Origin of the sequence: Fictibacillus solisalsi, from assembly GCF_900103485.1 — a bacterium.
In the GTDB taxonomy this organism is placed as follows: domain Bacteria; phylum Bacillota; class Bacilli; order Bacillales; family Fictibacillaceae; genus Fictibacillus_C; species Fictibacillus_C solisalsi.
Map to the genome: position 1 here is coordinate 1395509 of NZ_FNHW01000001.1, position 25295 is coordinate 1420803.

25 protein-coding genes and 3 pseudogenes are annotated in these 25295 nt (G+C 38.6%); 5 read left to right on the forward strand and 23 right to left on the reverse strand.

Annotated elements, in window-relative coordinates:
- Positions 1 to 177: 177 nt before the first annotated feature.
- The 4 genes from BLT53_RS25865 to BLT53_RS25370 form a co-directional block, all read right to left on the reverse strand.
- A complete protein-coding gene (locus BLT53_RS25865) occupies positions 178 to 381 on the reverse strand; it encodes a hypothetical protein (RefSeq protein ID WP_090233774.1) in 204 nt (67 codons plus the stop codon).
- A gap of 69 nt (positions 382 to 450) precedes the next feature.
- Positions 451 to 795, reverse strand: coding sequence for a hypothetical protein (locus BLT53_RS07160; RefSeq protein ID WP_090233776.1), 345 nt, complete (start codon positions 793 to 795; stop codon positions 451 to 453).
- A gap of 1106 nt (positions 796 to 1901) precedes the next feature.
- Positions 1902 to 2066: a hypothetical protein gene (locus BLT53_RS25365; RefSeq protein WP_244520369.1), complete on the reverse strand. Its 165-nt coding sequence runs from the start codon at positions 2064 to 2066 to the stop codon at positions 1902 to 1904.
- A 54-nt stretch (positions 2067 to 2120) separates the two neighbouring features.
- Positions 2121 to 2666: a S8 family serine peptidase gene (locus BLT53_RS25370; protein WP_244520370.1), complete on the reverse strand. Its 546-nt coding sequence runs from the start codon at positions 2664 to 2666 to the stop codon at positions 2121 to 2123.
- Positions 2667 to 3014: 348 nt separating this feature from the next.
- Here BLT53_RS25370 and ycaC point away from each other — a divergent pair, with 348 nt between their 5' ends.
- The 3 genes from ycaC to BLT53_RS07185 all read left to right on the forward strand — a co-directional run bounded on the left by ycaC (position 3015) and on the right by BLT53_RS07185 (position 5479).
- Positions 3015 to 3650, forward strand: a complete 636-nt coding sequence (ycaC, locus tag BLT53_RS07175) for an isochorismate family cysteine hydrolase YcaC (RefSeq protein ID WP_090233779.1) — start codon at positions 3015 to 3017, stop codon at positions 3648 to 3650.
- A 94-nt stretch (positions 3651 to 3744) separates the two neighbouring features.
- Positions 3745 to 4083 carry a 2Fe-2S iron-sulfur cluster-binding protein gene (locus tag BLT53_RS07180; RefSeq protein ID WP_090233780.1) on the forward strand — a complete coding sequence of 113 codons (339 nt, stop codon included), beginning with the start codon at positions 3745 to 3747 and terminating at the stop codon, positions 4081 to 4083.
- 136 nt (positions 4084 to 4219) lie between these two features.
- On the forward strand, positions 4220 to 5479 hold the full coding sequence (locus BLT53_RS07185) for a glycosyl hydrolase family 18 protein (RefSeq protein WP_090233782.1): 1260 nt from the start codon (positions 4220 to 4222) through the stop codon (positions 5477 to 5479).
- Positions 5480 to 5788: 309 nt separating this feature from the next.
- Here the strand turns inward: BLT53_RS07185 and BLT53_RS07190 are convergent, their stop codons facing one another.
- Positions 5789 to 6013, reverse strand: coding sequence for a hypothetical protein (locus BLT53_RS07190; protein ID WP_090233784.1), 225 nt, complete (start codon positions 6011 to 6013; stop codon positions 5789 to 5791).
- Positions 6014 to 6053: 40 nt separating this feature from the next.
- Entirely contained in the window at positions 6054 to 6509 is a 456-nt protein-coding gene (locus tag BLT53_RS07195; RefSeq protein WP_139168379.1) for a hypothetical protein, read from the reverse strand.
- 587 nt (positions 6510 to 7096) lie between these two features.
- Between BLT53_RS07195 and BLT53_RS07205 the strand changes: the two genes are divergently transcribed.
- On the forward strand, positions 7097 to 7288 hold the full coding sequence (locus BLT53_RS07205; RefSeq protein WP_090233788.1) for a hypothetical protein: 192 nt from the start codon (positions 7097 to 7099) through the stop codon (positions 7286 to 7288).
- A 429-nt stretch (positions 7289 to 7717) separates the two neighbouring features.
- On the opposite strand, the gene BLT53_RS24960 is transcribed toward BLT53_RS07205, so the two are convergent.
- The 12 genes from BLT53_RS24960 to BLT53_RS07260 all read right to left on the reverse strand — a co-directional run bounded on the left by BLT53_RS24960 (position 7718) and on the right by BLT53_RS07260 (position 19486).
- Positions 7718 to 7894 (reverse strand): hypothetical protein, encoded by a 177-nt coding sequence (locus BLT53_RS24960; protein WP_170834264.1) that lies wholly within the window; start codon positions 7892 to 7894, stop codon positions 7718 to 7720.
- A 222-nt stretch (positions 7895 to 8116) separates the two neighbouring features.
- Complete coding sequence (locus BLT53_RS07210; protein ID WP_090233789.1) at positions 8117 to 8509, reverse strand: DMT family transporter; 393 nt, start codon at positions 8507 to 8509, stop codon at positions 8117 to 8119.
- A gap of 572 nt (positions 8510 to 9081) precedes the next feature.
- Positions 9082 to 9675 (reverse strand): dienelactone hydrolase family protein, encoded by a 594-nt coding sequence (locus tag BLT53_RS07215; RefSeq protein WP_090233790.1) that lies wholly within the window; start codon positions 9673 to 9675, stop codon positions 9082 to 9084.
- 503 nt (positions 9676 to 10178) lie between these two features.
- Positions 10179 to 10724, reverse strand: coding sequence for a hypothetical protein (locus tag BLT53_RS07220; RefSeq protein ID WP_090233792.1), 546 nt, complete (start codon positions 10722 to 10724; stop codon positions 10179 to 10181).
- Positions 10725 to 10797: 73 nt separating this feature from the next.
- A complete protein-coding gene (gene groL / locus BLT53_RS07225) occupies positions 10798 to 12402 on the reverse strand; it encodes a chaperonin GroEL (RefSeq protein WP_090233793.1) in 1605 nt (534 codons plus the stop codon).
- Positions 12395 to 12718 carry a co-chaperone GroES gene (groES, locus tag BLT53_RS07230; protein WP_090233795.1) on the reverse strand — a complete coding sequence of 108 codons (324 nt, stop codon included), beginning with the start codon at positions 12716 to 12718 and terminating at the stop codon, positions 12395 to 12397. The genes groL and groES overlap by 8 nt, the downstream gene beginning before the upstream one ends.
- 282 nt (positions 12719 to 13000) lie before the next feature.
- A complete protein-coding gene (locus tag BLT53_RS07235; protein WP_090233796.1) occupies positions 13001 to 13345 on the reverse strand; it encodes a (2Fe-2S) ferredoxin domain-containing protein in 345 nt (114 codons plus the stop codon).
- A 24-nt stretch (positions 13346 to 13369) separates the two neighbouring features.
- On the reverse strand, positions 13370 to 14197 hold the full coding sequence (locus BLT53_RS07240) for a hypothetical protein (protein WP_090233798.1): 828 nt from the start codon (positions 14195 to 14197) through the stop codon (positions 13370 to 13372).
- A 15-nt stretch (positions 14198 to 14212) separates the two neighbouring features.
- Positions 14213 to 16648 (reverse strand): heavy metal translocating P-type ATPase, encoded by a 2436-nt coding sequence (locus tag BLT53_RS07245; RefSeq protein WP_090233800.1) that lies wholly within the window; start codon positions 16646 to 16648, stop codon positions 14213 to 14215.
- A gap of 79 nt (positions 16649 to 16727) precedes the next feature.
- On the reverse strand, positions 16728 to 16934 hold the full coding sequence (copZ, locus tag BLT53_RS07250) for a copper chaperone CopZ (protein WP_090233802.1): 207 nt from the start codon (positions 16932 to 16934) through the stop codon (positions 16728 to 16730).
- Between the two features lie 20 nt (positions 16935 to 16954).
- Positions 16955 to 17284, reverse strand: coding sequence for a metal-sensitive transcriptional regulator (locus tag BLT53_RS07255; RefSeq protein ID WP_090233804.1), 330 nt, complete (start codon positions 17282 to 17284; stop codon positions 16955 to 16957).
- Between the two features lie 1011 nt (positions 17285 to 18295).
- Positions 18296 to 19486 (reverse strand): NAD(P)/FAD-dependent oxidoreductase, encoded by a 1191-nt coding sequence (locus BLT53_RS07260; protein ID WP_090236756.1) that lies wholly within the window; start codon positions 19484 to 19486, stop codon positions 18296 to 18298.
- A 769-nt stretch (positions 19487 to 20255) separates the two neighbouring features.
- Between BLT53_RS07260 and BLT53_RS07265 the strand changes: the two genes are divergently transcribed.
- The gene (locus BLT53_RS07265; RefSeq protein ID WP_090233806.1) at positions 20256 to 20468 is read left to right on the forward strand and encodes an alpha/beta-type small acid-soluble spore protein; all 213 of its coding nucleotides are present in this window, start codon (positions 20256 to 20258) and stop codon (positions 20466 to 20468) included.
- 1357 nt (positions 20469 to 21825) lie between these two features.
- On the opposite strand, the pseudogene BLT53_RS25280 reads toward BLT53_RS07265, so the two are convergent.
- The 5 genes and pseudogenes from BLT53_RS25280 to BLT53_RS07295 form a co-directional block, all read right to left on the reverse strand.
- Positions 21826 to 22075, reverse strand: a pseudogene (locus BLT53_RS25280) (aldo/keto reductase); the annotation flags it as partial.
- A 284-nt stretch (positions 22076 to 22359) separates the two neighbouring features.
- Positions 22360 to 22533, reverse strand: a pseudogene (locus tag BLT53_RS07280) (nitroreductase family protein); the annotation flags it as partial.
- A gap of 302 nt (positions 22534 to 22835) precedes the next feature.
- Entirely contained in the window at positions 22836 to 23813 is a 978-nt protein-coding gene (locus BLT53_RS07285) for a ring-cleaving dioxygenase (protein WP_090233808.1), read from the reverse strand.
- Between the two features lie 74 nt (positions 23814 to 23887).
- Positions 23888 to 24590: pseudogene (locus tag BLT53_RS07290) on the reverse strand (ring-cleaving dioxygenase).
- An 85-nt stretch (positions 24591 to 24675) separates the two neighbouring features.
- The gene (locus tag BLT53_RS07295; RefSeq protein ID WP_090233809.1) at positions 24676 to 25113 is read right to left on the reverse strand and encodes a MarR family winged helix-turn-helix transcriptional regulator; all 438 of its coding nucleotides are present in this window, start codon (positions 25111 to 25113) and stop codon (positions 24676 to 24678) included.
- Between the last annotated feature and the right edge of the window lie 182 nt (positions 25114 to 25295).

Here is a 25295-nt window from a genome sequence, read left to right on the forward strand (position 1 = left end):
TTTGGTTCGTATCATTTTTCCTTTTGATTTTCGTTTATGGTTTGATTCGAGCATTTGTATTAAGAGCCAGGGATAAAAAGAGAAATGGATAGTTTCTTTACTTACCTTTGTAGAATCAGCTTTGAAAAATGTGTGTCTTTATGTAAAAAAGGGAGAGCTACGCCCTCTCCTTCGTTTCTATGCAATCAGAACCTTCTCGGCCCGGTAGCATTTGTCTAACGACTTTACAGGCTCCCCTGTCTCTTTGTCGTAAAAGGTATTCCCTTTTTTATGATTGTAGCTAATGATCCGAGCAGCGGCTGGCACTTCTCCTTTAACTGCACGGAGGGTATCAATTGCAAACGCATGAACGTTCTTCTTGTTCTCCTCATTTGATTCCATAGCTTGAGCAAGAGGGTCAGTGGCAGATACTCGAATACGATGAATGTAGTATGGCGCGTGAGCTGCATGCTAGCCTGAGCTTACGCCACCAGCCAACAAGGATTGTGTTCCTTCCGGTTTTACGGCTGTTACGTTCTTAGGACGCGGAACACCCATTAGGTCATAACGGTAAGATTCTTCTTTCGTCACTTTACGAAGTTCAGCAAGTAGTGCAATCTCTTCTTCTACCGTCATGCCTACAGCTTCGTTCATATCTACCCAACCGGTTAGTGAGCAGCCGGTTAAGCGGTGCATCTTTTGAATCTCATCCCATTCCGGAAGTTCAAGATCGATGGTTGTCATTCGAACGCCGATGCGTGCGGAAATACGAGCAGCCTGGAGCAAGGTTTCTATTAAGCTTTCCGTTTTCAACATGGTTGATTGCTGGAATAGTAGAGAGGTTGCAGAGGCCTCGATCGTCGAGCAAAATTTCGACACATGGGTTTACTGTTTTAAACCATGGGAAGCGGCGAAGGGCTTCTTTTGCATTGATAAACCCTGGCTCACCTTCATATTTAAGTAGGGAAACGATAAGCTTTAATTGCTCTCGGGAAGGTTTTTTGAAGTAAACAGCGGAGTTATTGGACATCCAGCGATGCTCCAAATGGTAACGACCAGATACAAAAGGAATCTGATTCCCTTTGTCATCAACTACATTCGGATCAAATCGGAATTCCATTTCAGGGACATTCGGATTCGTGGCTTTTAGTTCCTCATAACCGGGCCACCCGCAGCATCATGTACTGAATATCCTCCAGTTAAAAGTTTGTATTTCTGATTGATTGCTGATTGACTTCTACCCAGGCGGTCCATCAAAAATTGAACACCTGCCACCCCATAAGAATCAAGTAAGAACTCTTCCTCCCATTGCGCCTATGGCTTTTTATGGTTTCGAGGCAACTCATCTTGTGATTTCATACTTAAGCACCTCTATAAAGATAACCACCTTCATTAAATGAAGATGGTCAAGTGAGGTGAGGCTAAATGAAAGGGTTATTAACTATCTACCCTTCTACCTCAGCTGTAAACTTAAAAATTATTAATTTAGTAAACTATATAATTGTTTGAATATTTCATGGTATAATTAAAACACTCTAGAATAAGTAGTGGCATTACTACCACGAAGAAAGAACTCCCTCCCCTTGGGAGTTCTTTTTTATGCTTTGCTCTTGTCTTTAATTATAATATAGCAGATCATATACATACCAGAGACCATAAATAAAATACTTATAATATAAGGCACCCATCCTACGGAATCATTTAAAATTGTAGTCAATTTGCCTGGCGGGTCTGACCATCCATTTAACTGGGATGCGTACAAAGAAAATGCTGCATGCATAATCCCAAATATTAAGCCACTCACTGTAAACAAAACTAGGCCGAATATGAATAGTCTGTTTCTCATTTCATCCCCCTTAATATGTAAATATTTTCTATTTTAAGTATAACAAAACCACCCCAAACAGGGTGGCTTTTTTAGATTAGCGAAGATTCTGGCCTTGAATTAATTTGTAGATGTTCACTAGACCGTTACCAAAACTGACATCCAGACCATCCTTACCAAGGTCTACGGAACGTTCCCGAATCATCTTATAGATCATGTCAGGAGATGGTTTAACGCCTTTAGAACGGCAGTATGATTGCATAAAGGCGATGACCCCCGCTAGCCATAGATGTACCTAAAAGCTTTGCATAGCGGTTTACAGGATACGTACTGTAGATATCCACCCCAGGAGCAACGACACAAGCTCTTTCCCGTAGTTGCAGAACACTGCTCGGTCAAGTGCCTGGTCAACGGCTCCTGCGGCAATGACTTCTTCGTATACAGCTGGCCATCCCACAGGCATATTTTCATTGCCAGATGCTGCAACAATGATAATACCGGCTGCCCTTGCACGTTTAAAAGCATCATGGAACTCACGTCCGGGATCTACAGAACAGCCAAGACTCATTGAAATGATATCGACCTTTTGGGAAATCGCCCAGTCGATGACTTTAATAATGGAACCAATATTACCGCTGCCATCGTCACCTAATACTTTAGCTACATATAGCTCTGCTTTTGGTGCGACACCGACAATCCCGAAATTGTTGTCGCAGCCTGCAATGATCCCGGCACAATGGGTACCATGACCAACCTTATCTTTAAAGTTGCTCGCGATCGGGCTGGTGAAATCAATCCCTCTTTTAAAGTTTGGTGCGAGGTCCGGATGAGTGAAATCCATTCCTGTAATCAAGAACGGCAAACCTTAATTCCTTCCCCTTTGGTTACAGACCAAATTTCAGGGGCTTGTACTAAGCTGACACCCCAATCAATCACCTGGCTAGAAGCAGACTTTACATCAAGTACCGTTGATTCAATTCTAAAATCCATGCAATGGCCTGGTATGAACTTTTCTCTTACTTCCATCATCTTCAGTAAATGTCAATTCTCTAACAATTAAGACATCGGGCTTTCCTTTTGCGTATATACTCATAGTTGCATCCCGAAAAAGCTCTAAATAAATCAAAACTTTATTAAGGAATAAATTGTAGGTTCTAGGGAAAGGCTAATTTCGTTCCTATGTTCTAATTATTGTAAGGAGGAATACAAAATGAATGATCTCTATCGCCGTATTTCTAAAGATGATGCCGTTGTACTTTTTGTCGACCACCAAACTGGACTTATTTCTGGTCTCGTACGTGACTATGGGGTTGATGAATTTAAGAATAACGTCCTAGCTTTGGCCAATACCGCTAAATTTTTTGATATACCTGTTATCCTGACCACGAGCTTTGAGAACGGTCCCAATGGTCCATTAATGCAGGGGCTGACTGAGCTCTTCCCGAATGCCCCAATGATCTCTCGCCCAGGTCAAATCAACGCCTGGGATAACGAAGACTTTGTCAATGCTATTAAGGCGACTGGCAGAAAGCAGCTGATCATCGCAGGTGTGGTAACCGACGTCTGCGTGGCCTTCCCAGCACTTTCTGCTGTAAATGAGGGTTATGAAGTATTTGCTGTTGCCGATGCCTCCGGAGCCTTTAGCGAACAGGTCGCGAATGGTGCGCTAATGCGCATGGCCCATGCTGGCGTGCAGATCATGAGCTGGTTTAGCGTGGCGAGCGAACTGCAACGTGATTGGCGTAACGACCAAGAAGGTTTTGGTAATCTACTTGCTGGACATCTGGCGGGTTACGAAAATGTGATTGGGACTTATATGGGAGCCCAGAATGATGTTAAAAAGTAAAATGACCCCGTAATAAATGAAAGAGGGAAGAGCCTAAATTAACGGGAAAAACTCTAAACCACAACTCATGGAGGAATGAACGGGGGGGGGGAAAATGCCCAAGATAACTGTACCTGGTCGAGGCACTTTTGAAGTGGAAAATGGAAAAAAGTTAGTATTGGCACTCGAGGATAGTGGTGTAGATATTCTTCATCGCTGCGGGGGAAGAGCAAAATGTACAACTTGCAGAGTAGAAGTACTGGCAGGTGATTACCTTGAGATAACCAACAAAGAAAAAGTAGCCTTTGCAAATAAAGGGTTAGAGAAGGATCAGTTTATTGATGATTGTCTGCGCTTATCCTGTCAAATCTTTGTAAATGGAGATATTACTGTTCGTCCAATCATGACAGTAAAAAACACTGGTACTGCTGCAGGTCCGAGACCAGCGGACTAAATGTAGACATCATAGCCCAAATCGATATCCACATATGAACTGCTCAACCACTCTATCCACTTGAGTGGTTTTTTTAATGATAATCCATAAAACAATTACATATATTTAATAAAAAATGTAGAAATGAGGGCGTTCTATGTTTATTTATGTAGTTAAAACGGATGATTCCTTATTTTCCATCGCAACAAAATATCAAGTTTCTATAGATAGTATACGGATGATGAATGGATTAAAAACAGATAGATTAGTACCAGGTCAAGATTTACTCATTCCAACGAATATGTATAATGTTCAGCCTGGTGATTCGATATATAAAATTGCACAAATGGCTTTGATTCCAGTTGAAACTATTCGTCTATATAACGGTCTACAATCGGATATGTTAATGGTCGGAATGAGGTTGTATTTGCCTCCCCGACCTAAGTATGAAGCAGATGGCTTTAGTTATGTAACACCATCTACCTCAGAAAGGAATCAAATGATCGTCCAGACCTTTGCACCAATTAATACTTACTTTGGAATCTTCGAGTACCATGTTCAAGAAGATGGAAGTTTGAGTACTTTAAATGATCACCAACTTATTAGGCTATCAAAAGAGAATAAGGTAGCACCCCTTGCGGTTATTACGAATTTGACACCGACAGGATTTAGTCCCGAATTAACAAGGCGGGTATTAAATACTCCTGAAATAAGAGAGCGATTAATTAATAATATCTACAACCTAGTCAAGACCAAAAACTATGCTGGGGTAAATGTTGATTTTGAACGGCTACGTGAAAGTGAAAGGGATTTGTACAGTGGCTTCTTACGTTCGTTAAGTGAAAGGTTGAGGCCCGAAGGATATTATACATCCGTTGCGGTACCGGCTAAAACAAGTGATGATATTCCTTGGTTAAAGGGGTATGATTACGGAGGAATTGGAGCAGCTGTTGATTTTATCTTTATTATGGCCTATGACTGGCACGAAACAAGCACTCCACCTGGACCTGTTGCTCCTATTACGGAAGTAAGAAAAACAATCGAATATGCTCTTAATCACATGCGGGGAAATAAAATTATCCTTGGTGTTCCACGCTATGGGTATGATTGGACAATGATTAATGGAACGGTAGATAGTGCCCGTGCCGTTTCTGTCTCTAGGGCAGTAGAAACGGCTATGAAATATCAAGTGCCAATTCAATACTCTACAGAATATCAGCAGCCTTTCTACCAGTATCGAGACGAAACGGGTAAGAGACACATTGTATGGTTCGAAGATGCGAGGGCTCGTGCTCAAAAACTCCAACTGATGGTTGTCTATCGTTTAAGAGGGATTGGAGCTTGGCAATTAGGATTACAATTTATTCAATCTGCTATTTTAGTGAATGAATTTATGATTCCCAAAAAAATCATTTGATAAACAAAATCTCCTATAATTAGAGATTATGTTTAGTAAAAAGTAGATAAAACTGATCTTTTTTTGAATCCTTTGAGAAACCCTTATTTCGAAAGTAAGGATAACGGATTTACGAGGAGCTTTTTTCTTGAATCATTTACAAATAATATCTACTGACTTATCCGTAACAGTTACTAAATTTAAATTGTAAAGTACAAAATAATTGACTTCTTGAGTTCGATTAACGAAAAGTGTATATTGAGTTTACTACACGGGAAGTAAACTTGGCATCATCTTTGATACGATCCATTTGCTGCAACAATCGATTTTTTAACAAGATTCTTCCTCCTCTACACTGTCCATAAAGCGCCAATCCTCACTTCCGATTGGTCGATAGAAGAACTTGATAACGCCATTTTCATTCTTCGCTTGTTTGTATTCATGAGTTTTATCCTCAAAGTAGATGCCTGCGGAATCTTCCATGGTTTGTGTAGCGATAATTCCAAAGTGGATCTTCAACATATTGCCTGTCACGGGTAATGTAGCTGTTATCATTCAAATCTCCCCTTTACCTCATCCATACAAAAAAGACACCTCAATGTTGAGATGTCCTTTGATATTCGTCATATAAGGTTGTTAATATGTCTAAGCTTGATGCATGTTCAACCCGCAAATTCCATAATGACGTTTTTAATTCGCTTCTCGTCATATTTGGGTCGTCCAATATTGTTTCAAGAGAATCGTCAATCGATTCATATGTATAAATGAGCTGTCTCAATTGATCTCGGTCATAACGAGTTAGCTTTAATTTTCGGGTATCAAGATAAACGTAATCGTCCCGTAACTCCCGAACTTCCTTTTGCATACCGATAAGCTCATAAATATTTAATCTGACATCACCTTTCGTTTTCAGCCAAGGTTGCTCCAGATAGTAAATCGATTTTTGAATATACTGGTTCAATTCAGTGTTTATTTTCTTTTCAAGAACTTTATTTTGTAACGATTTGAGGTCCTTGCTGAATTGGCCAATCAAATGATTATCACCATTCAAAGTATACTCTTTTTTTACTGCAAGAAAGGAATACGGAAAATACCAATTGCAGAACAATAAAATGACTACAATAGCAATCAAAGCTTTAAAAACTTTTCTCTTTATACACTCACCCCCTTAACTCCATATTCAACATACCATTAATTTCTAAATTATGGAATAAATATCAAAAAAATACAGGTACACTGGGTACCTGCCTTCATTTACATTAGGGGTGTTAGGAAACACAAATTTTTTGGCCTAAGCTGATCTTATTGACGTTTTTCACCTTCGGATTCAGGGCCTTAATTTTCGCGGTAGTCGTTTTGAACGTTTCCGCAATCTCCCTTATTATATAGCAACATATGTTCTTATATCAATAGACCTTAAACAAACCTCTAGTTTGAATTGCATAGAACCTGTGTTATGCGCAATTATAATATATCTTATGTAGGGCTTATTAGTCTCCCCCTCTCTTGATGATTAATGACATAAATGTGTTGACCTTGTTTTTGCTATGCAACACTCTAATCAACATTGAAGTGGCAACTAGGATACTATAATATTAATTATGTAATTACTTTGGAAATTCCTTAGGAGGTTTTCCCGTGGATGGTGGTACAGTAACTGGACCAGAGGATTTTATGATTCAATTTGGCCCCATAATTATTGTTTCATTTTCAGCTTTAGTTATCGCTTTCATCATATGGGTTCTTATCAGATTAACAAGAAAAATTGGTAAGGGATTATTACGAACGTTTAGATCTGTATGTATGTTGGACGGACTGGTAGTATATTGACGCGTCTTCGTATGGGGCATTCAAGTGGAAAAATTAGAATCCAATAGTCGCTAAACCATTGAGACACCATATATACCATCTCCCTTACTTAGTCATCAGCTACTTGTTCTTTGTATCTCGCTATACCAGTATTCTGCATCGTCGTTAGCATACTTTGCTTTAAGTATTGTAGGGATCAGAGAAGCGCCAATACCAATGGCTGTAACATTTAGTTTTATGTCCTATTATTCGTAAAATAAGTATTTTACGCAAAATTAAATATTGAACTAGCAATGATAAATATTAATATATCGTGGGTCTTCCCTTATCTCTCTTTGGACTAGGAGATTCCATAATAAGCGACCAAGGGGATGACTTGGTCGCGTAAAAATTGAGGTATCTATTCTCTTTTATATCAACGAAGGTCAACACAATTATAACAGGTGGCACTTAGTTTACTTTAGTATATCCAACAGTTCTTACTTTTTCTAAATCTACCTTTCGAATAAGAACATATGTATTTGAATCATTTGTAATAATGACTTCATCGCCCTCTAAGTCCTTAGTTGCTATCTCTAAAGAATCATATACGAAACCCTTTATTCTCTCATCATTAACTATTATCATGCTATACACTCCATATGCTTCAAATGTGTTCCTTTCTATATATTCTAACAAACTGTATATAAATTGGGCACACAATAATACAAATTTCAACCTACTAAAGAATCTTCCTGGCTTCCTGATCCCTAACATAAAGTAAAATCAAACAGAATCCATGAGAATTCTTCTTAAAAGCATTGGATTATCGTTTAATGAAAAGTTTCCTTCTGGAAAATGCAGATGTTGTCACAGATTTTTATTCGTTACATTATTAATTACTGTTGTTACGCTTGCGTTTTCATCACTACTTGACTCACCATGACCAGGTCCAAAAAGATTCAATATTACAACCCCTACAAGAATTAAAACTATACCAGTAACGCTGGCAACGTTAATTTTCTCTTTCCAAATCAAAATTGATATTATAGTGGTAGCAATAATCCCAAAGCCAGACCAAAGTGCATAAGCGGTATTAAGTGGAATAGTCTTTATTGCTAATGATAAAAAGAAAAAAGAAGCAATAAAAGAAATAATTGTTCCAACTGTAGGATAGATCTTTGAGAATCCTTCAGATGCCTTTAGCATAGATGTACCAGTAAGCTCACTGATAATCGCGAGTACTAAAAATAAATATGACAATACTTAATATCCTCCCTTCCTTTCCAAATGATTTATGATTAGGATATAATTGTAAGTCTACAATAGAATTTATAAATTTATAAGCCTTTAATTTCTCCAATAAATATGCGCAAACTTATATGAATTTAAACTTTTTAAAACATCAAGAAACAACAGAGGTGCGGTTACTCTCACCATCCAATATGGAAGTTTACCCTCTTGCTTTAATATCTTCCAATCCGTGGGATGCAGGATAAATAAATTTACAATTCAAGCATCGAAATGTCTTCTTTTCATTAACAGGTCCCTTCCTAAAACAAAAATTCGCCAGAAGAAGAGAGAATCTTTTAATCGTGATACATGGCAAATTGAATTTCCGGGAGAAAATATACGGGCCAAAAGCAGTTATTGCAACTTGAAACCTTTCACATGCGCCTTGGTAATGGATAATTTCATCCTTATCATTCATATCTTTAGCAAACGCTAATTGATCCTCATACTCTTCTTTTAACTTTAAAAGTCCTAAAAAGAGCCGTGTTCAATAAAAAAGCCGCAATCTTAAAACTAATGTATCCGTTAGCTTACTAACAACTTCAATGTTTTAGAAAAAATTCAACCATTCTATTAAACGCTTTTTGTGCTGATTTTATATTATACTTTTGAGAATATGGATCACAAAATCCATGTTGTCCGTTAAATTTATGTACTTCGATATTCTTTTTTTCTAAGCTTATAATTAAGCCGTCAACATTAAATGATTTCTCTTCTTCTGGAAAAAGAAGCATTGTTGGACATAAAGGTTCTATCCCTAAATAGTTTCTAATTTGAGAACCATAGTATCCAACTATTCCATCGAGACCATCTTCCTCACTACACAACCAAGCAATAGTTGCCCCCACACTAAATCCAACAATATATACTTTTTCATAGTTATCTTTAATATGTAACAGTACATTTTTAATTTGGTTTGAAGCATTCATAAAACCGATATTTTCTATAAAATTACGATATGCAAGCTCTTCTTGAGAGTATTCAAATGGAGCTTCGTCATCTAATAAATTGGGACAAATGACATCAAAATTTTTTTGTGAGAGTGATTGGCAAATATTTATCATATGATTGTTAATTCCATAGATTTCATGAACAATAATGATGACAGTGTTCGAATTATTATGTATGTTTATCATTTTTTCCTCCCATAGCCTTTGATCTTAGTATAAGGTTAAATCTAAAGTTGTACGTATAAATCCTTAGATAAACTGCATCATAGTTTAAGCACATTACTTTCCAATCTTTTTCGTAATTTTAGCATTTTCACAACTTGTTTACTCACAATCGAACCCGTTTTGAATAATTACTTTGAATGAACTGTAAATGCATTCCTTCAGGATTTTTTCTTTCAATAGAAAACTAACAGTATAATTTTTACTCCTAAAGACGACTCTTTCTTGTCAATTACTTAAAAGGACAATACAAATGGATGTATATAGGAATTATCGAAGGTAGCATTAAAAGAAAAAAGCCCATCAGTGCGATGGGTTTTTTTCTTATGTTATTGACAATCATATTAGTTGTCGTTACCCCTTGCTTCCCCTACGAAAATCTAGCTTGATCCTTTCGTGAATTTACGATGAGATATCAGTCACATTTTTTTGTCTTTTTTAAAACCACTAGTAGCCATTTGTTTAATCTAATTCTGTTTATTTTTAGGGATTAAGTGTATTTCCCCTCGCACATTTTTCCGATAGAGAATACTGGTTTTCTCTATCAGTTTTGTTAAGATATTCAAGGCTTTTTTTAGACCTTCTTCTTTCCCTAAGAGAAATTGAGATTCTGCCGATGTCTGGGTTGCTTGATTAGAAATCGTGTTAGCTTCTTCTTCCAACAATCCTTTTAGTATGTGTAATTGCAACTGTCCAAGCTCCCTGTCCAGTAAACGTTCATCCTCCACAGCCTTTTGTTTATTTATCATTTCATCCGCTAATTGATCTATATCCTTTGACTTATAGTGATGGGCATTTTTAAGGATGTCCATATATTCATTCGTTTTGCTTCGAACCAATTTCACGGAATGGTCAGAGTGATCCTTTAAAAAATTAAAGATCAGTTGGCCGCTTTCTAAATGACAGTTATGCAGTAAGGAGTACTCACCTTGAAAGCAATGCCCTTTTTTATCATACTTGCCCAATCGGCTATATTCGTGGCATGTTGGACAGTAAATTAAAAATTCTTCCATAGAATTCACCTCAATAGCTATGGAATAAAAACCCGTCCGTATGGCAACGGACGGGCTAACGGTGTACATTAATTTATACAGATAAAGGGGAACTGCTTTTTTCTTTTTGAACAGGCTCTTCAATGATCACCGCTTCAGTCGTTAAGAACATCGCTGCGATAGACCCCGCATTCTGTAAGGCTGTTCGTGTTACTTTTGCAGGATCAATGATGCCCGCTTCTATCATATTTACCCATTCATTTGTGACGACATTCAGCCCCATGCCGACCACCTCTTTTTTCAACCTTTCAACAACAACGGAGCCGTCGAGACCCGCATTTTGGGCAATAACACGCATGGGTTCCTCAAGTGCTCTAAGAACGATATTGATGCCAGTAGCTACATCCCTTTTTTCCTTGATACCTTCCACGGCTTGGATAACATTCACCAAAGCGGTGCCACCACCAGAAACAATGCCTTCTTCAACAGCAGCTCTTGTTGCATTTAAGGCATCTTCAATCCGTAATTTTTTCTCTTTCATTTCTGTCTCGGTAGCAGCGCCTACCTTAATAACGGCTACACCTCCAGCTAACTTCGCGAGCCGTTCTTCTAACTTTTCTTTATCAAACTCTGAAGTCGTCTCTTTAATTTGCGTACGTATTTGGTGAATTCGACCATCAATATCCTCCTTCTTTCCATTTCCCTCTACGATTGTTGTGCTATCTTTCGTTACATGGATTTTTGATGAACGGCCTAAATGCTCAATTTCGACGGATTTGAGATCTAAACCAAGTTCCTCTGAAATTAATTGTCCGCCTGTTAGCGCGGCAATATCTTTTAGCATTTCTTTTCGGCGGTCTCCGAATCCAGGGGCTTTAACAGCTATACAGTCGAAAGTACCCCGAAGTTTATTAACAACTATGGTTGCTAATGCGTCACCCTCTACATCCTCCGCAATGATAAGGAGCGGTTTGTTTTGTTTTGTCAGAGACTCTAGTAATGGAAGTAGATCTTTAATGGTTGAAATCTTTTTATCGGTTATCAAGATATAGGGATCATTCAACACAGCTTCCATTTTTTCTTGGTCTGTTACCATATAAGGAGATACATATCCTTTGTCAAATTGCATTCCTTCTGCAACTTCGAGTTCAGTTTTTAAACCTCGTGACTCTTCAACGGTAATGATGCCATCTTTCCCTACTTTATCCATAGCCTCGGCAATCAGTTGTCCAATTTGTTCATCGGCGGCTGAAATCGCAGCCACTTGTGCAATGGACTCGTTTGTGTCAATTTTTTTGGAGATCGATTGGAGCTCTGCTACGGCAACCTGGATGGCTTTTTCCATTCCTTTTCGGATGAGCATTGGGTTTGCTCCAGCGGTTACATTTTTTAATCCTTCTCGAATCATGGCTTGTGCCAATACAGTGGCAGTAGTTGTTCCATCACCAGCCACATCATTTGTTTTAGTGGCCACTTCTTTCAATAATTTGGCTCCGATATTTTCAAACTGATCTTCCAGTTCAATTTCTTTAGCTATCGTAACACCATCGTTCGTAATGAGAGGCGATCCAAACTGCTTGTCCAATACTACATTACGCCCCTTGGGCCCAAGCGTACCTTTTACAGCGTCGGCCAATTTATCTACACCACGAAGCATGGCCCGGCGGGAATCTTCACTAAAAAGAATTTGTTTAGGCATGTTGAACCAGCTCCTTTTCAGCAGACTCTTCTACATCATCAATTACTGCAAGAATATCAGACTCATTTAAAATCAAGTATTCTTTGTCATTTTGCTTTATTTCTGTGCCGGCAAATTTAGAATAGATTACTGTATCGCCCTCCTTTACCTCAGGAGGAATGAGTGAACCGTTCTCATAGCGACCTCTACCCACAGCCACTATTTTACCCTTTGTAGGTTTTTCCTTCGCCTGATCGGGAAGTATGATACCACTCGCGGTCGTTTCCTCCTTTACATTGATTTCAAGCAATACGCGACTACCAATGGGTTTTACCATATAAGGCCCTCCTTTTTTATATTTTTTGGTTAGCACTCATTAACCTAGAGTGCTAAACCACTATTAATATAAAATGGTTTTTTTGGGGAATCAAGCTCAAAAAAAAGTGGATTTAGATATTTTTCGCATAAAAATGGTTAAATAAATGAATGTCTTTAATGCTTTTCTGAAAATTTTATGGATTTTCGTAAATTTTTGAGAGAATTATCCTATATTTGGATAAATAAAAAAGAACATCCACAAAAAAACCGCCCACCAATGGATGGGTCGGATGATTATCATTTAATCATTTTCTTTTTTTTGTTCAGTGGATGAAACAAACTTCTTTCCGTTGAAGGAATAAGCGATACACTCTTGTAGTTTTTGATTTTGACTTATGGTCTGTATCAGTTTATAGCCTAATTTGGGAGTCATATGTTTATACCAGTCACCATCGGGATAAACCACTACCGTTGGACCATCTTGGCAGCGACCATTACATAGTGTAAGAGTCGTATGAATGTCATCGGATAACCCTTGATCTTTGATCTCACTCCTAATGGCTTTCGTCGTTTCTTCAGCACCCTTGCGCTTACAACTGGCACCGTTACATAATAAGACATGTTTGTTTACACCTGACAGTTCCATTTTCAAAACACCTCACTCGTGAACTCACGATTTCACTTCAACAACGTAAGGATACACATGGACTTTCCCATTGAATTTAAATTCAGCCCAGATTTTATACACTCCTGGTTGATCAAATTGAGTTTCAAATTTTGTTTCCTTTTCTGAAACTGGATGGACGTGAACGTATTTGTTTCCTTTTTCATCTAGGATCACCACATGTCCAAGCGCTCCTAAATAAGGTTCTGGGAGGCCTTTGTTAAACGAGAAACTTAATGTGACGGGTTCTTTCACTTTAAAAGTCTCTGGTCTTATGGTGACCGTCTGATCTCCTATTGTTTTCGTAAAGGTGGTTTCTGGTTTTAATGTTGCATCTTTATCATGGGCACGATTGGTTCCTACTTCTATCGGTAGTGGCTTCACCATGTATTCTTTATTTTTGGGTTTAATGTCGATAAACGCTTTGTAATTACCCTCCGACAGTTTTTTCGTTACCTGGAATTGCCCTTTTCCTATTTTCTCGGGATGCAAGTGGTAATACTGTTTTAAATCCTCACTAACGATAATCAAATGCATGATTTTCTCATGATTCACTTCTAGTTGGTCAACGGGTTCCCCGACCTTATCTTTTAACTCAATACGTATCTTTCCATCTGTATAAACCATCATAGGATCTACTTCACTTTCTGTTTGCATCTCCCCATTATGTTCCTCATGGATACCGTGTTTGCTCGACTCTTTAGCAGAATTGTGTTCGGTATGATTGTCTGTTGGATTACCAGCTAATGACGCGTATACAGAATATCCACCGATCACTAGTACAAGGATGATAATAGCTGATAATGCCCAACGTATGACGATATTATTTTGCACTGGTGAAAACCCCCTTTACAATTTCACTTTTTGTAATCTTAATGCGTTTAGTACAACCGAAACGGAGCTAAAGGCCATCGCAGCTCCCGCAAGCCACGGTGCTAAAAATCCAAGAGCTGCAACAGGAATACCCAACACGTTGTAGCCAAACGCCCAGAACAGATTTTGTTTGATGTTTCGAATCGTTTTCTTACTCATATAAATGGCATCAGCAATACTGTTCAGATCGCCTCTTATTAACGTGACATCGGCAGCTTCCATCGCCACATCGGTTCCCGTTCCGATGGCCATTCCTATATCTGCAAGGGCAAGAGCCGGCGCATCATTAATGCCGTCTCCTACCATCGCCACCGTTTTGCCTTGTTGTTGAAGCTTTTTCACTTCTTCTGCCTTTCCTTCCGGTAAAACTTCAGCAATGACATGATTAATTCCCACTTCTTTAGCAATAGCGTCCGCTGTCTGTTGGTTATCACCAGTAATCATGATGACATCAAGTCCCATACTCTTCAATCGCGAAACTGCACGTTGTGAAGTATCCTTGATGGTATCAGCAACAGCGATAATTCCTGCATAGTAGTTGTCAATGGCCATCAGCATCGCTGTTTTTCCGTTTCGCTCAAGTTCATCCATAGTCGTTACTGCATCGTTAATGGCTATGTTGTTTTCTTTCATTAATTTGCGTGTACCGATGAGTACCTTCTTGTTGTTAACTACGGCTTGAATACCGTATCCTGGAATGGCATCAAATTCACTGGAAGAAGGAAGGTCGATACCCTTCTCCTTGATTCCTTGTACAATGGCTTGAGCCAGAGGATGTTCTGAATTTTTCTCTGCAGCTCCTACTAGTGTTAATACCTGTTTCTCGGTAAATGGCTGCTTTACCAAAACGTCCGTTAATTCAGGTGTTCCATTGGTCACGGTTCCGGTTTTATCTAATATGATCGTATCAATCCTGTGAGTGGTTTCTAAATGCTCCCCGCCCTTAAACAATATCCCATATTCGGCTGAACGCCCTGATCCAGCCATTATGGATGTTGGCGTAGCTAAACCTAATGCACAAGGACAAGCAATAACGAGTACGGCAATTAGTTTCTCAAGTGCGGCCGCAAAATCCCCAGGGCTCACCCATAGGTACCAGATCAAGAAAGTTAACACAGCGACTCCTACCACGATAGGTACGAAAATTCCGGATATCTTATCGGCTAAACGTTGGATCGGAGCTTTTGACCCCTGAGCTTCCTCTACTACCTTTATGATTTGGGCCAATGCTGTATCCCGGCCTACTTTAGTGGCTTTAATTTTTAAGAAACCATTCTTATTAATGGTAGCTCCAATCACGGTGTCCCCAACCGTCTTGTCGATCGGTATACTTTCACCTGTAAGCATGGATTCATCTAAAGCAGAACGCCCCTCAATAATTTCACCATCTACAGGAACTTTTTCGCCGGGTTTAATATAAACCACATCACCTACTTCCACCTCTTCAATCGGAATTTCTTTTTCTTCCCCGTTTCGAAGAATAGTGGCTGTTTTCGCTTGCAAACCCATTAATTTTTTGATGGCTTCAGATGACCGTCCTTTTGCCTTCGCTTCAAAGAGCTTCCCAAGAAGAATCAGTGTAATTAACACAGCAGAAGTTTCAAAATAGAGCTCTGTCATCTTTTCTTTTGATCCAATGGATAGAATAGAAAGATACAGACTGTAAAAATAGGCGGCTGAAGTGCCTAAAGCAACAAGTACATCCATATTGGCACTTTTATTTCTTAACGCTTTATAGGCTCCCACATAAAACTGTTTGCCTACAACAAATTGGACGGGAGTGGCAAGAGCCAGCTGAACCCAAGGATTCATAAACATCTCAGGCATATAGATAAACGATGTGAATTCAAAGTGAGTCACCATGGCCCAAAGTAAAGGGATTGATAAAATAAGTGAGAAAGTGAACTTTCCTTTTTGTTTTTCAATCTCTATCGCTCGGTGATCCACATTTTCTTGATCATTTTCCTTTTTAAGACTTGCATTGTATCCAAGGTTTTGGACCTTTTTCACCATTTCCACAATTGATACCTCGGAAGGATTGTATTTAACCGTAGCGGTTTCTAAAGCTAAATTCACATTGGCGTTTGTTACACCTGGGAGCTTATTCAAGCCTTTCTCTATTCGTGTAGCACAGGCTGCACACGTCATGCCAGTGATACTAAATTCAGCTTTTTCTGAAACAATCCCATAACCCAAATCCTCAATCTTTTTATGCAAATCAGCTACTTCAATAATCTTTGGATCATAAGAAACGGTTGACTTCTCTAATGCGAGGTTCACACTAGCCTGGTTGACCCCCTCTAGCTTATTCAGTCCTTTTTCAATACGGATTGCACAAGCGGCACATGTCATTCCCGTAATTTGTAAGTTGGTTTCTTTTGAGTGGGTTTCTTTTGATTTTGCAGATTCCATTCCTATACCTCCTATATATACCCAACAGGGGTATAATTCGATTCAAAAGAGAGCGTGCTTCACAGCACGCAAGTTTATCTTAAGCAACTTCATATCCTTGGTCATCAATGGATTCTTTAATTTGTTCTAAGGAAACCTTATTTGAGTCAAACGTAACATCTACTTTTCCTTCGCTTAAGCTAACCTTTACATCGGTTACACCTGCTAGTTTACCCACGTTGCTCTCAATCGAATTCACACAATGATTACAAGACATCCCTTTAACAGTTAACGTTTTCTTTTCCATTTTTGTTTACCTCACTTTTTTTATTTCATTAATTTTTTAACCGTAACAAGAAACTCATCCAGCACTTCTTCATCGCCTTCTTGAATTCGCTCTAACACACAACTTTTCAAATGGCCTTCAAGCAAGATTTTTCCCACACTATTAAGTGCAGATTGTATAGCAGATAGTTGAGTAAGAACATCATCACAATAGGTGTCTCGCTCAATAAGCCCTTTTACACCGCGAATTTGTCCTTCGATGGGATTTAAACGTGTTGTTAGGTTGTTTTTTACTTTTTCAGATTGATGACTTTTACGTTCTTCACTAGAACAACAGCTTTCTGGTAATTCCTCTGGAAGGTTTAGTTCCATGAAACCACCTCCTTTTTCTTTATAATACTATACCCCCCTACCCTATGCAAAGCCCAAATATCAAAAAGGTTACAAGGGCCCATGTTTTCAAGGGGAGATTCTTCACAAGGATTTGTTCCTTTGACTTTTCCATTTACCCCCATGATTTGGCCATATTACGTCCATGCTCCCTATGCCTAAGTCCGGTTTCTTAGTTGTACAAAATGGTTGTGCCCGCCTTTGTATCGTTCTTCTCTTGTTGTTTGAGTAACGGAGAAGGTTCAAATCCCATCTTCTATAGTTTTAGAATCAAGAAAGTCCTGGCTGTCCTTGTCACCTATTTGGATGATAGCTTTTCTCCGCAAATTACCGGCCACCACATGGTTTCGAAGTCTAAACAAGATCACCAGTTTATAAATTAGTTATTTTTCAGTGCTCCGCTGAAAATCGGTTAAGAATGCTATTTTCAGTATACCGACAATCAATTGAACCATCCTGCTGGTTGTTCCGCAAAACGTAATACAATTTTTGTTCTGCGATGACGGATCGGGTAAAGGATCCCATGCATCGCTTTTTAGGTGAGAATTATTTATAAGCGCATGAATGATGAATCCTAAAACACTAAGTAATTTGCGTACAAGTGTAAATATATGTTTAAAACACAAACGTTTACGCAAGTGCACACGAAAAATACAAACGATTTATTTATTCGTTGCGACTTTTGAAGCATTAAACGCGAATTCAGAACCAGAATGTACATTCATTAATCTAATGAATTTAGGTAAATTAAATTGATCACCAACTATTGAGATTGGTACTTTTAAATCCTACTGATACTGATGTAAGCATCTCTCTAAAATCAAATGTTACGAAAATAGCCAAGAAAAAAAACTTTCAAGAAGAAAGTCTGTCTTGAATCTCATCTAGTTATGTCAGCGATCTCTTCAATTTGACCCACGCAATTCCTCATGTGGTTCTAATCTTTTTAGTCTATATGAAACAACCATGATGGTAATCTTGGTCTCTTTGTTTCTATCGAAGCTTACTGCCTAAATCCCATGCAGCGCTCCTAAATTTCCAAGCAGACTTTCCCGTTACAATCACATCTAGTCCCCATTTGTGTGCCCACACCAATCCGCGATTTTCCCCTAGGCCGATGCAGTAAAGATCCAACGGCGCCGATTTGTGAACAGGTGAGGGGCGGCCCTCTAGATCAGCCTTCACGATTTTCCCTAGTCGTTCATCCTGTAGCGCAATTTCTGCACACCTCATCAGAGCTGCCTTGCCGGTTTTTGGATCGACGATTCTCGCACAGTCGCCAATGCTGTATACGGACGGTGCCCCTTGGACGCGATAAGATTCATCCACCAGCACTTGGCCATCAGGAGTAAGTGGCAAGCCCATCATGCGAAGGGCAGGATTCGGAATCAGGCCAATCGTCCATATACATAGACCAACTAGCAGACGATCGCCATTGCTCAACGACACTACTCCTACTTCCTCCCGGATCGCCTTGCGGTTGTAAAGCACTGTCACTCCACATTCGCTAAGTATCTGATCCAGTTTGAGTCCAACTTTCTCAGGTCCTTCCATGAATAAACGATCCTGTGCACTTAGCAAATAGACGGAGATATCGGACGGGTTCAGTCCTAGTGATAATGCTTCTTTCTGCATCTTAAGTGCCAGCTCGGCGGATGTCTCAATGCCACTGACACCCGCCCCCGCAACTGCGACTGTCATCAGTCGTTTTCGTTCTTTCGGATTTGTCTCGCTGGCAGCTTGCTTTAGATTGGCGCGCCAACGCTCTCGGATAACTTTTGCGGTTTGCAGATCGTTTAACGAAATGCCACCCTGATCAGGATCAGGTTGCCGAGCAACACTACCGACCGCCACAACTAAAATGTCATATTGAATTTGGGCATTATTCCCTTGCGCATCCTCATACCGAATCTGTTTATCCGTACTATCCACGGAGGTAACTGTACCTTGCACGAATTTGACTCCTTCAAAAAATTCATAATGCGTCCAAGGAATCATAATCTCTTCTTCGCCAACTGCTGGCCGGAACAACAGCAATTTGCGCACATGACCGGGCTGTTTGTCTAACAAAACAAATCGAATCTGCTGTCCATTTGCCATGCCTTCTGTCTTTTCCTTTATTGCTTTAAGCGCTGCAAGCCCTGCATGGCCGCCACCAATAACGATGCATGTCAAGTCTTTCATCATTCTTTCAACTCCTTTTTTATGTTTCATCCATATAACGAAGTAAGATTCTAATTTGTGACATCAGAAACGAACGAATGAAAAAATTTTTTGCTTAGTTGTCATTAGAATGTTTTTCTACAAAATCAAGGATCCTAGTATTAACTTCGTTACAGAACTCACCATTGATTGCGTAGGTTGAAGAATAGATTAAAACAAATTAACTTGACAAAAAGTAAAGGCTTTTGCTCTAACTCTACAAATCCATTTTTATATTCATTTTCACTTTTGTATACGAAAGTGTACTGTGTCAGCCACAGATATTCCTTTACCATCAACATCAAACGCACCTTCACATTGCCAAATTTGAAAACGATTTGTATAGTCTTGAGCGCCTGAATTCTAATCTAACAAAACAAGAAGTATTACTAGATATTTCGCAGAAGTAACATTTAGTTCATATATCGTTCCGCTGGTGTATTTGGTTTTACACCGATCCAGTTTTTGCTTCAGAATCTAGGAAAATTGGCTACTTAATATGGTGTTTATCCAGATCGTCATACACACCAGCTATGTATGATTTTTATGTTAAGTAAAAAGATTGTTCCAAAGCACATTGATTGACCAAGCTAAAATAGGCATTTTTTAAGTCTGTCTCACTGTTTCGAAGTAACTTAATTTACTAAGTGATCTGTACAGATAATTTTCTTAAGGTGTATTTACATATATTTTTCCTTTCCATCCATACTATAAATGTTTCATTTTGTTAAAACATTTAGGAGATGATCAAATGACAAAACGACAACAAAGTAACTCTAACCAAATTTTAGTTTCAAATTCTTGGGCAGCTATCGAACAAATGAAAAATGAAATTGCCTCAGAGTTTGGAGTGCAACTTGGACCTGATACAACATCTCGCGCCAATGGGTCTGTCGGTGGCGAGATCACAAAGCGTTTAGTCACAATGGCTCAACAACAAATGAGCGGTGGAATACTTCATTAATTTATTTCTTAAAAAGCGATACTTAATGAAAACATCATAAAAGGATGAGGGTTTATAACCACTCATCCTTTTATTTTGATCTTGAGTAATGTTTAGATTTACTCCTGTTATTCATTCTTAATCACAGTACTGATACTTTTTCTGCACCCCCTTCTGTCTCCGCACTTTTTAATATCGGTCTTACAAGAATTTTTATCTGAATTTAATAGGCTCTAAGCTGATCTGAAACTGCTTCGATTTTAATAAATTTCATTAAGACAACAATTACATATTTTTGTATTCTTCACTTCAATTAATTCGTCATTGCTTTTGCAGATAATGCATATATCTGATTACCCTGTAAGGAAAACACTATCCTTATAAAAAACTTCAATAGGTTGACCGGGCTCCGAGGCAAACGGTTTTCTCACTTCGATTGAATCACAAGGCGGCCATATGAATCAAATCCTCTTGCTTAGGCTTATCCGCCGTGATTCCGGATTAGAATTCCTAACATAAACTCCATTTAAATCGGATGTAATCTCCACATGTTCACGGATATCTTTTGGGATAACAATGCGCCTATTCGTTTAAAACTACTCCAGTATGCTTCATAGTCAACAGCTAGTGAAGGCTTATCCAGTGCTCATCATTCAAGTTTTTCTTCACCCCTTCATACAGGAACCGAGTGAAAAAAGAAAGCAAAAAACTATATTACAGTAGAAAAAATTGAAAAATAATCTGGGAGAAAATAACGCTTTAATTTATGGAAAACATAAAAAGGATAGCAACTCTTCCCTTTTTCTGCTTCTTGATGGTGATCTTATATTTCCCATCAGAACCCGATTCTTGTTGAAGGGGTGCGCCATGAAATGCTGATTTACACCGTTAAGGAAATTACATATAAAAAAGCCCAATTAAAGCACCTGATAATAGAGGATGACGTAAGGTCTTCTACTCGGTGCACAGTTGTAGAAAGAAAATCCTATCAGTTATTTTCCTTTTCTGCCGAGATCATTAAAAACATAGGTGTTGGAGTCTCATCCTTCATTTCAGGAATACTCATTAACATTTCATTAGAAGGGCCTGATTTCTTTAATGTATATTGTATGAAGTAAATATAGAGCCCAAGCCTACTAAGAGATTTTATAGACCTTTGTAAATGAAAAACTACAATTATGTGGATAAACTGAAGAGGAAACGCCAGGATGCATCATTCTTCTCTCTCTACCCTAGAGCGATTTGACAATAAGCTCTTTCGCAGCAGTCGCAAACCTCGAAAACTGCTGATCATGGTAATGACAGTGATGGGAAAGAGCCCCATGCGGCTTTAATGAATTAAGTACAAATTCAAATTTCCAGTGATTTTTCAAATACTTTTTTGTGTATCATAATCAGCATCTTGAACCCAAAGTGATAAATATTCCTCTCTTGCTACGCCAATCCGTTTAATCGCTCTGCCACCTGCTTCTTCATTTAGATAACAGGCAGCTGTATCAATCAGTCGATAGCCTGCCATAATAGCGTCATAAACGCTTTGTTCACATTCATTTTGATCTGCGCGATTTGAAAACACTAAAAACGAGTATAGGCATATCAACACCATTGTTCAAAATTACTTTTTGCATTACACCGCCTGTTTTTCCAAAGGGTAAGGAGGAACCGGAGTACCTAAATGACGGACGCCTATCCTAGCCAGGAACGCCCTACAACCCGCGGATAAGGGCACTGGTTAGCCAAACCTGTATGAATGTCACATTCTTCTCCTGGCGACGAAATGCCTGAGGAAAAAAATATTAAATTTCTACAGTACAATCCGTAGCAGGGGATGTATCTGGTTTATGAGTAGCTAATCAAATTATGTTCTCTTTGACACAAAAAAACAGCCTGTTTGGCTGTTTAAATCTTATTGTTACAATATTTGTACCAAATTATTTGATATCTCCTTAATGGCTTCTGGATCAAACCCAATTATCGGGCAAGTATTCCATCCCTTATCCTTCGCTGCGAGCATAAACAACATGGCAGAGAGTGAAGCATTCCGAATGGCTTCATCTTTTTGAGACACTTCACCTCTATTTTTATACATGAGGTTGTATCTTTTAACCTCATAATCATTATCTTTTAAGTTGAATGAAAACATGATTAAAGCGAGTAAACTAATGGACCTATTAAAGCTAATCCTATAGAAATGACAATGAGGGTTAAATTGTATTCATAACCTCCTACTGTATTTGAAAATCCTTTTGCACCACGGGGGAATAACCCCCCGGATAAAATCTTGTTAAAGCCTCCGGCGAGCCTTTAGATTTTCAAGAAAATTTATTGAGCAAGCGCAGGTATTATCTATGGCGCATATACGCAAGACTCATTTGAGTAATTTTCCTTTTATTCTTTGATGAATTCCTTTGTACTTCTCACTGTATCAATTGGGCGCACTAATTTTTCTATTTCTGCACGTTTAGGCTCTAAGAATGGGGGCAAGGATAATTTTTCTCCAAGTGTTTCGTAAGGTTCATCTCCCATAAAACCAGGGCCATCTGTTGCAAACTCAAATAAAATTTGTGGTGCCACTCTTGCGTATAAAGACTCGAAAAAGTGACGATTGACATAACCGGATGTAGAGAATCCAAAACTACTTAATCGCTGGGTCCATTCATCTAATACTGCACGATCCTCTACCCGGAATGCTGTATGATGTACCGTGCCATAACCTTGTCGGGCTTGAGGAAGAATCGTATTATATTCAACAATGACAGAGGCGCCATTGCCACCTTCTCCTACTTCAAATAAATGGAATGATCCTTCCTCCGCAGTCTCTTTAAATAATAGAACTTTTTCCAGCATTTCTTTAAAATAATCAAAGTTCGCAATACGAACAAAGATAGGCCCTAAACCAGTAATGGCATATTCCAGTGGGATAGGACCCTTTTGCCAAGGTGTACCAGATTCCACGCCTTTATTGAATTCATCTGAAATTAATTGGTATTGTTGATCATCAAAATCCACGAAAGAGAGGGTTTTCTTGCCAAATTGCTCTTTAATTCCAGTATGTTGGACTTCTAAACGATCAAAACGTTGTACCCAATATTCTAGTGCTGCATCACTAGGTACACGGAAAGAGGTCTTTGAAATCTCGTTCGAACCATGTACACCTTTTGGAATGCCAGGGAAGTCAAAGAACGTCATGTCTGTTCCTGCACTCCCTTTATCATCAGCAAAGAATAAATGATAGGTTTGAATATCGTCTTGATTGACTGTTTTTTTAACTAAACGCATTCCTAAAACATAGGTGAAAAATTCATAGTTCTTTTCTGCACTACTTGTAATAGCTGTTACGTGGTGTATTCCTTTTAGATGGTTCATTTTATTTTCCTCCTAGGAAATTTATTTTTAATAGTAAGCTTGGTTTAATTGATGGGATCCTGTTCGTTTGTTAATTAATACTCCTCAATGAGTTTTAGATTTTCTTCAATTTCAACTCTACAGTCTTCTAAAAATGGTGGTAAATCTAATTTTTCACCTAGTGTTTCGATGTCTCCATCGATGGTGAAACCTGGTCCATCGGTTGCAATTTCAAATAGAATTCCGTTTGACTCGCGGAAATATAGGTTCTTAAAGTAGAAGCGATCCACTATACCAGTTGATTGGAAGCCACGTGCTCGTACTTGCTCTTCCCAAAAGATAAGCTGTTCTTCGTTTTTTACACGAATGGCTAAATGATGAATACTGCCACGGCCTGGTTTTTTAGACGGACCGTCTAAATATTTCACGAAGATTTCTCCAAAAACCTCTCCTTTGATTGATTGAAAAATCGCTTCGTCATCTGTACGGTTATCTCTGTATAGCCAAATAGGTCTGTAAGTGTGCTTGCTAGTTTATCCCTCAAAACGTGCTTTCCAATAGAATAAACTTGCTTCTGATGGTACGAGTTTTTCCTACTAGTGGAATTTCAAAAAATGATAATTCGGTACCTGGGCTACCTGTTTTATCTCCATAAAAGAAGTGATACATCGATGGATCATCTTGATTCACTGTTACTTTCACACGACGTAGACCAAGCACATGTCGGTAAAAGTGATTATTTTGACTTGCGTTTTTTGTAATCATGGAAATGTGATGATGTCCTGGAATTTTATATATAGATCATTCCTCCATTTTCAATTAACTAGTCAAGTGATAATGAAAAAAATTAATAGCATAGCATTTACCACAAGCAAAGGGATTCTTAATTTTCTAATTTATTTTCAGTATGTTTTTGTAGCTTAGTCATCAGCTTGTATAGTGTTTTTTGCTCATCCTCTGTTATACACTCATTGACAATGGACGTTTGGAAGGTAAGTTGGTGTTCAAAAACTTCATGCATTTTATCTTCCCCTTTTGAAGTAAGGGTAATCCATTTAGTTTTCCAGTCCTGCTTACGCTGTATATATCCCTCTTGCTCAAGTCGAGTGAGCATACGTGAAATTCCCCCCTCTGACACCGTTACTTTTACAGCCAGCTCACTTTGAATGATCGGTTGATAAGTCAAAATCTGATTTAATACATCAAACTGTGCAGCTGTAATACCAAACTGTTTTAAGAATTCATTCGATAGTAAATTACTTTGATGTGTAAAACGAGCAATACGCAACCAGATTAGTGAACCAAGTGTATTTTTTCTCAATTGACTCATTTCCTTTCGTTACTATCACTTTACACCTCAATTGATAGAAATGCAATAAAAGTATCTCAAATTAAGAATATTTTTTACGCATCTATGAATTTCATGCTGAACTATTCTTCTCCTTTAACACGAGAGAATAAACTTGCAGTTGGGATTTCCAGGAGATTAATTGTTGAATAAGA

What these genes read in the sequence shown, in the direction of transcription:
- groL (WP_090233793.1), bottom strand. Translation starts at nt 12,402, where the DNA reads ATGCCTAAACAAATTCTTTTTAGTGAAGATTCCCGCCGGGCCATGCTT.
- BLT53_RS07265 (WP_090233806.1), top strand. Translation starts at nt 20,256, where the DNA reads ATGACAAAACGACAACAAAGTAACTCTAACCAAATTTTAGTTTCAAAT.
- groES (WP_090233795.1), bottom strand. Translation starts at nt 12,718, where the DNA reads ATGGTAAAACCCATTGGTAGTCGCGTATTGCTTGAAATCAATGTAAAG.
- BLT53_RS25865 (WP_090233774.1), bottom strand. Translation starts at nt 381, where the DNA reads ATGGAATCAAATGAGGAGAACAAGAAGAACGTTCATGCGTTTGCAATT.
- BLT53_RS07245 (WP_090233800.1), bottom strand. Translation starts at nt 16,648, where the DNA reads ATGGAATCTGCAAAATCAAAAGAAACCCACTCAAAAGAAACCAACTTA.
- BLT53_RS07215 (WP_090233790.1), bottom strand. Translation starts at nt 9,675, where the DNA reads ATGATAAACATACATAATAATTCGAACACTGTCATCATTATTGTTCAT.
- BLT53_RS07255 (WP_090233804.1), bottom strand. Translation starts at nt 17,284, where the DNA reads ATGGAACTAAACCTTCCAGAGGAATTACCAGAAAGCTGTTGTTCTAGT.
- BLT53_RS07220 (WP_090233792.1), bottom strand. Translation starts at nt 10,724, where the DNA reads ATGGAAGAATTTTTAATTTACTGTCCAACATGCCACGAATATAGCCGA.
- BLT53_RS07160 (WP_090233776.1), bottom strand. Translation starts at nt 795, where the DNA reads ATGTTGAAAACGGAAAGCTTAATAGAAACCTTGCTCCAGGCTGCTCGT.
- BLT53_RS25365 (WP_244520369.1), bottom strand. Translation starts at nt 2,066, where the DNA reads ATGCAATCATACTGCCGTTCTAAAGGCGTTAAACCATCTCCTGACATG.
- BLT53_RS07185 (WP_090233782.1), top strand. Translation starts at nt 4,220, where the DNA reads ATGTTTATTTATGTAGTTAAAACGGATGATTCCTTATTTTCCATCGCA.
- BLT53_RS07260 (WP_090236756.1), bottom strand. Translation starts at nt 19,486, where the DNA reads ATGAAAGACTTGACATGCATCGTTATTGGTGGCGGCCATGCAGGGCTT.
- BLT53_RS07285 (WP_090233808.1), bottom strand. Translation starts at nt 23,813, where the DNA reads ATGAACCATCTAAAAGGAATACACCACGTAACAGCTATTACAAGTAGT.
- BLT53_RS24960 (WP_170834264.1), bottom strand. Translation starts at nt 7,894, where the DNA reads ATGATAATAGTTAATGATGAGAGAATAAAGGGTTTCGTATATGATTCT.
- BLT53_RS07190 (WP_090233784.1), bottom strand. Translation starts at nt 6,013, where the DNA reads ATGATAACAGCTACATTACCCGTGACAGGCAATATGTTGAAGATCCAC.
- ycaC (WP_090233779.1), top strand. Translation starts at nt 3,015, where the DNA reads ATGAATGATCTCTATCGCCGTATTTCTAAAGATGATGCCGTTGTACTT.
- copZ (WP_090233802.1), bottom strand. Translation starts at nt 16,934, where the DNA reads ATGGAAAAGAAAACGTTAACTGTTAAAGGGATGTCTTGTAATCATTGT.
- BLT53_RS07235 (WP_090233796.1), bottom strand. Translation starts at nt 13,345, where the DNA reads ATGGAACTGTCAGGTGTAAACAAACATGTCTTATTATGTAACGGTGCC.
- BLT53_RS07180 (WP_090233780.1), top strand. Translation starts at nt 3,745, where the DNA reads ATGCCCAAGATAACTGTACCTGGTCGAGGCACTTTTGAAGTGGAAAAT.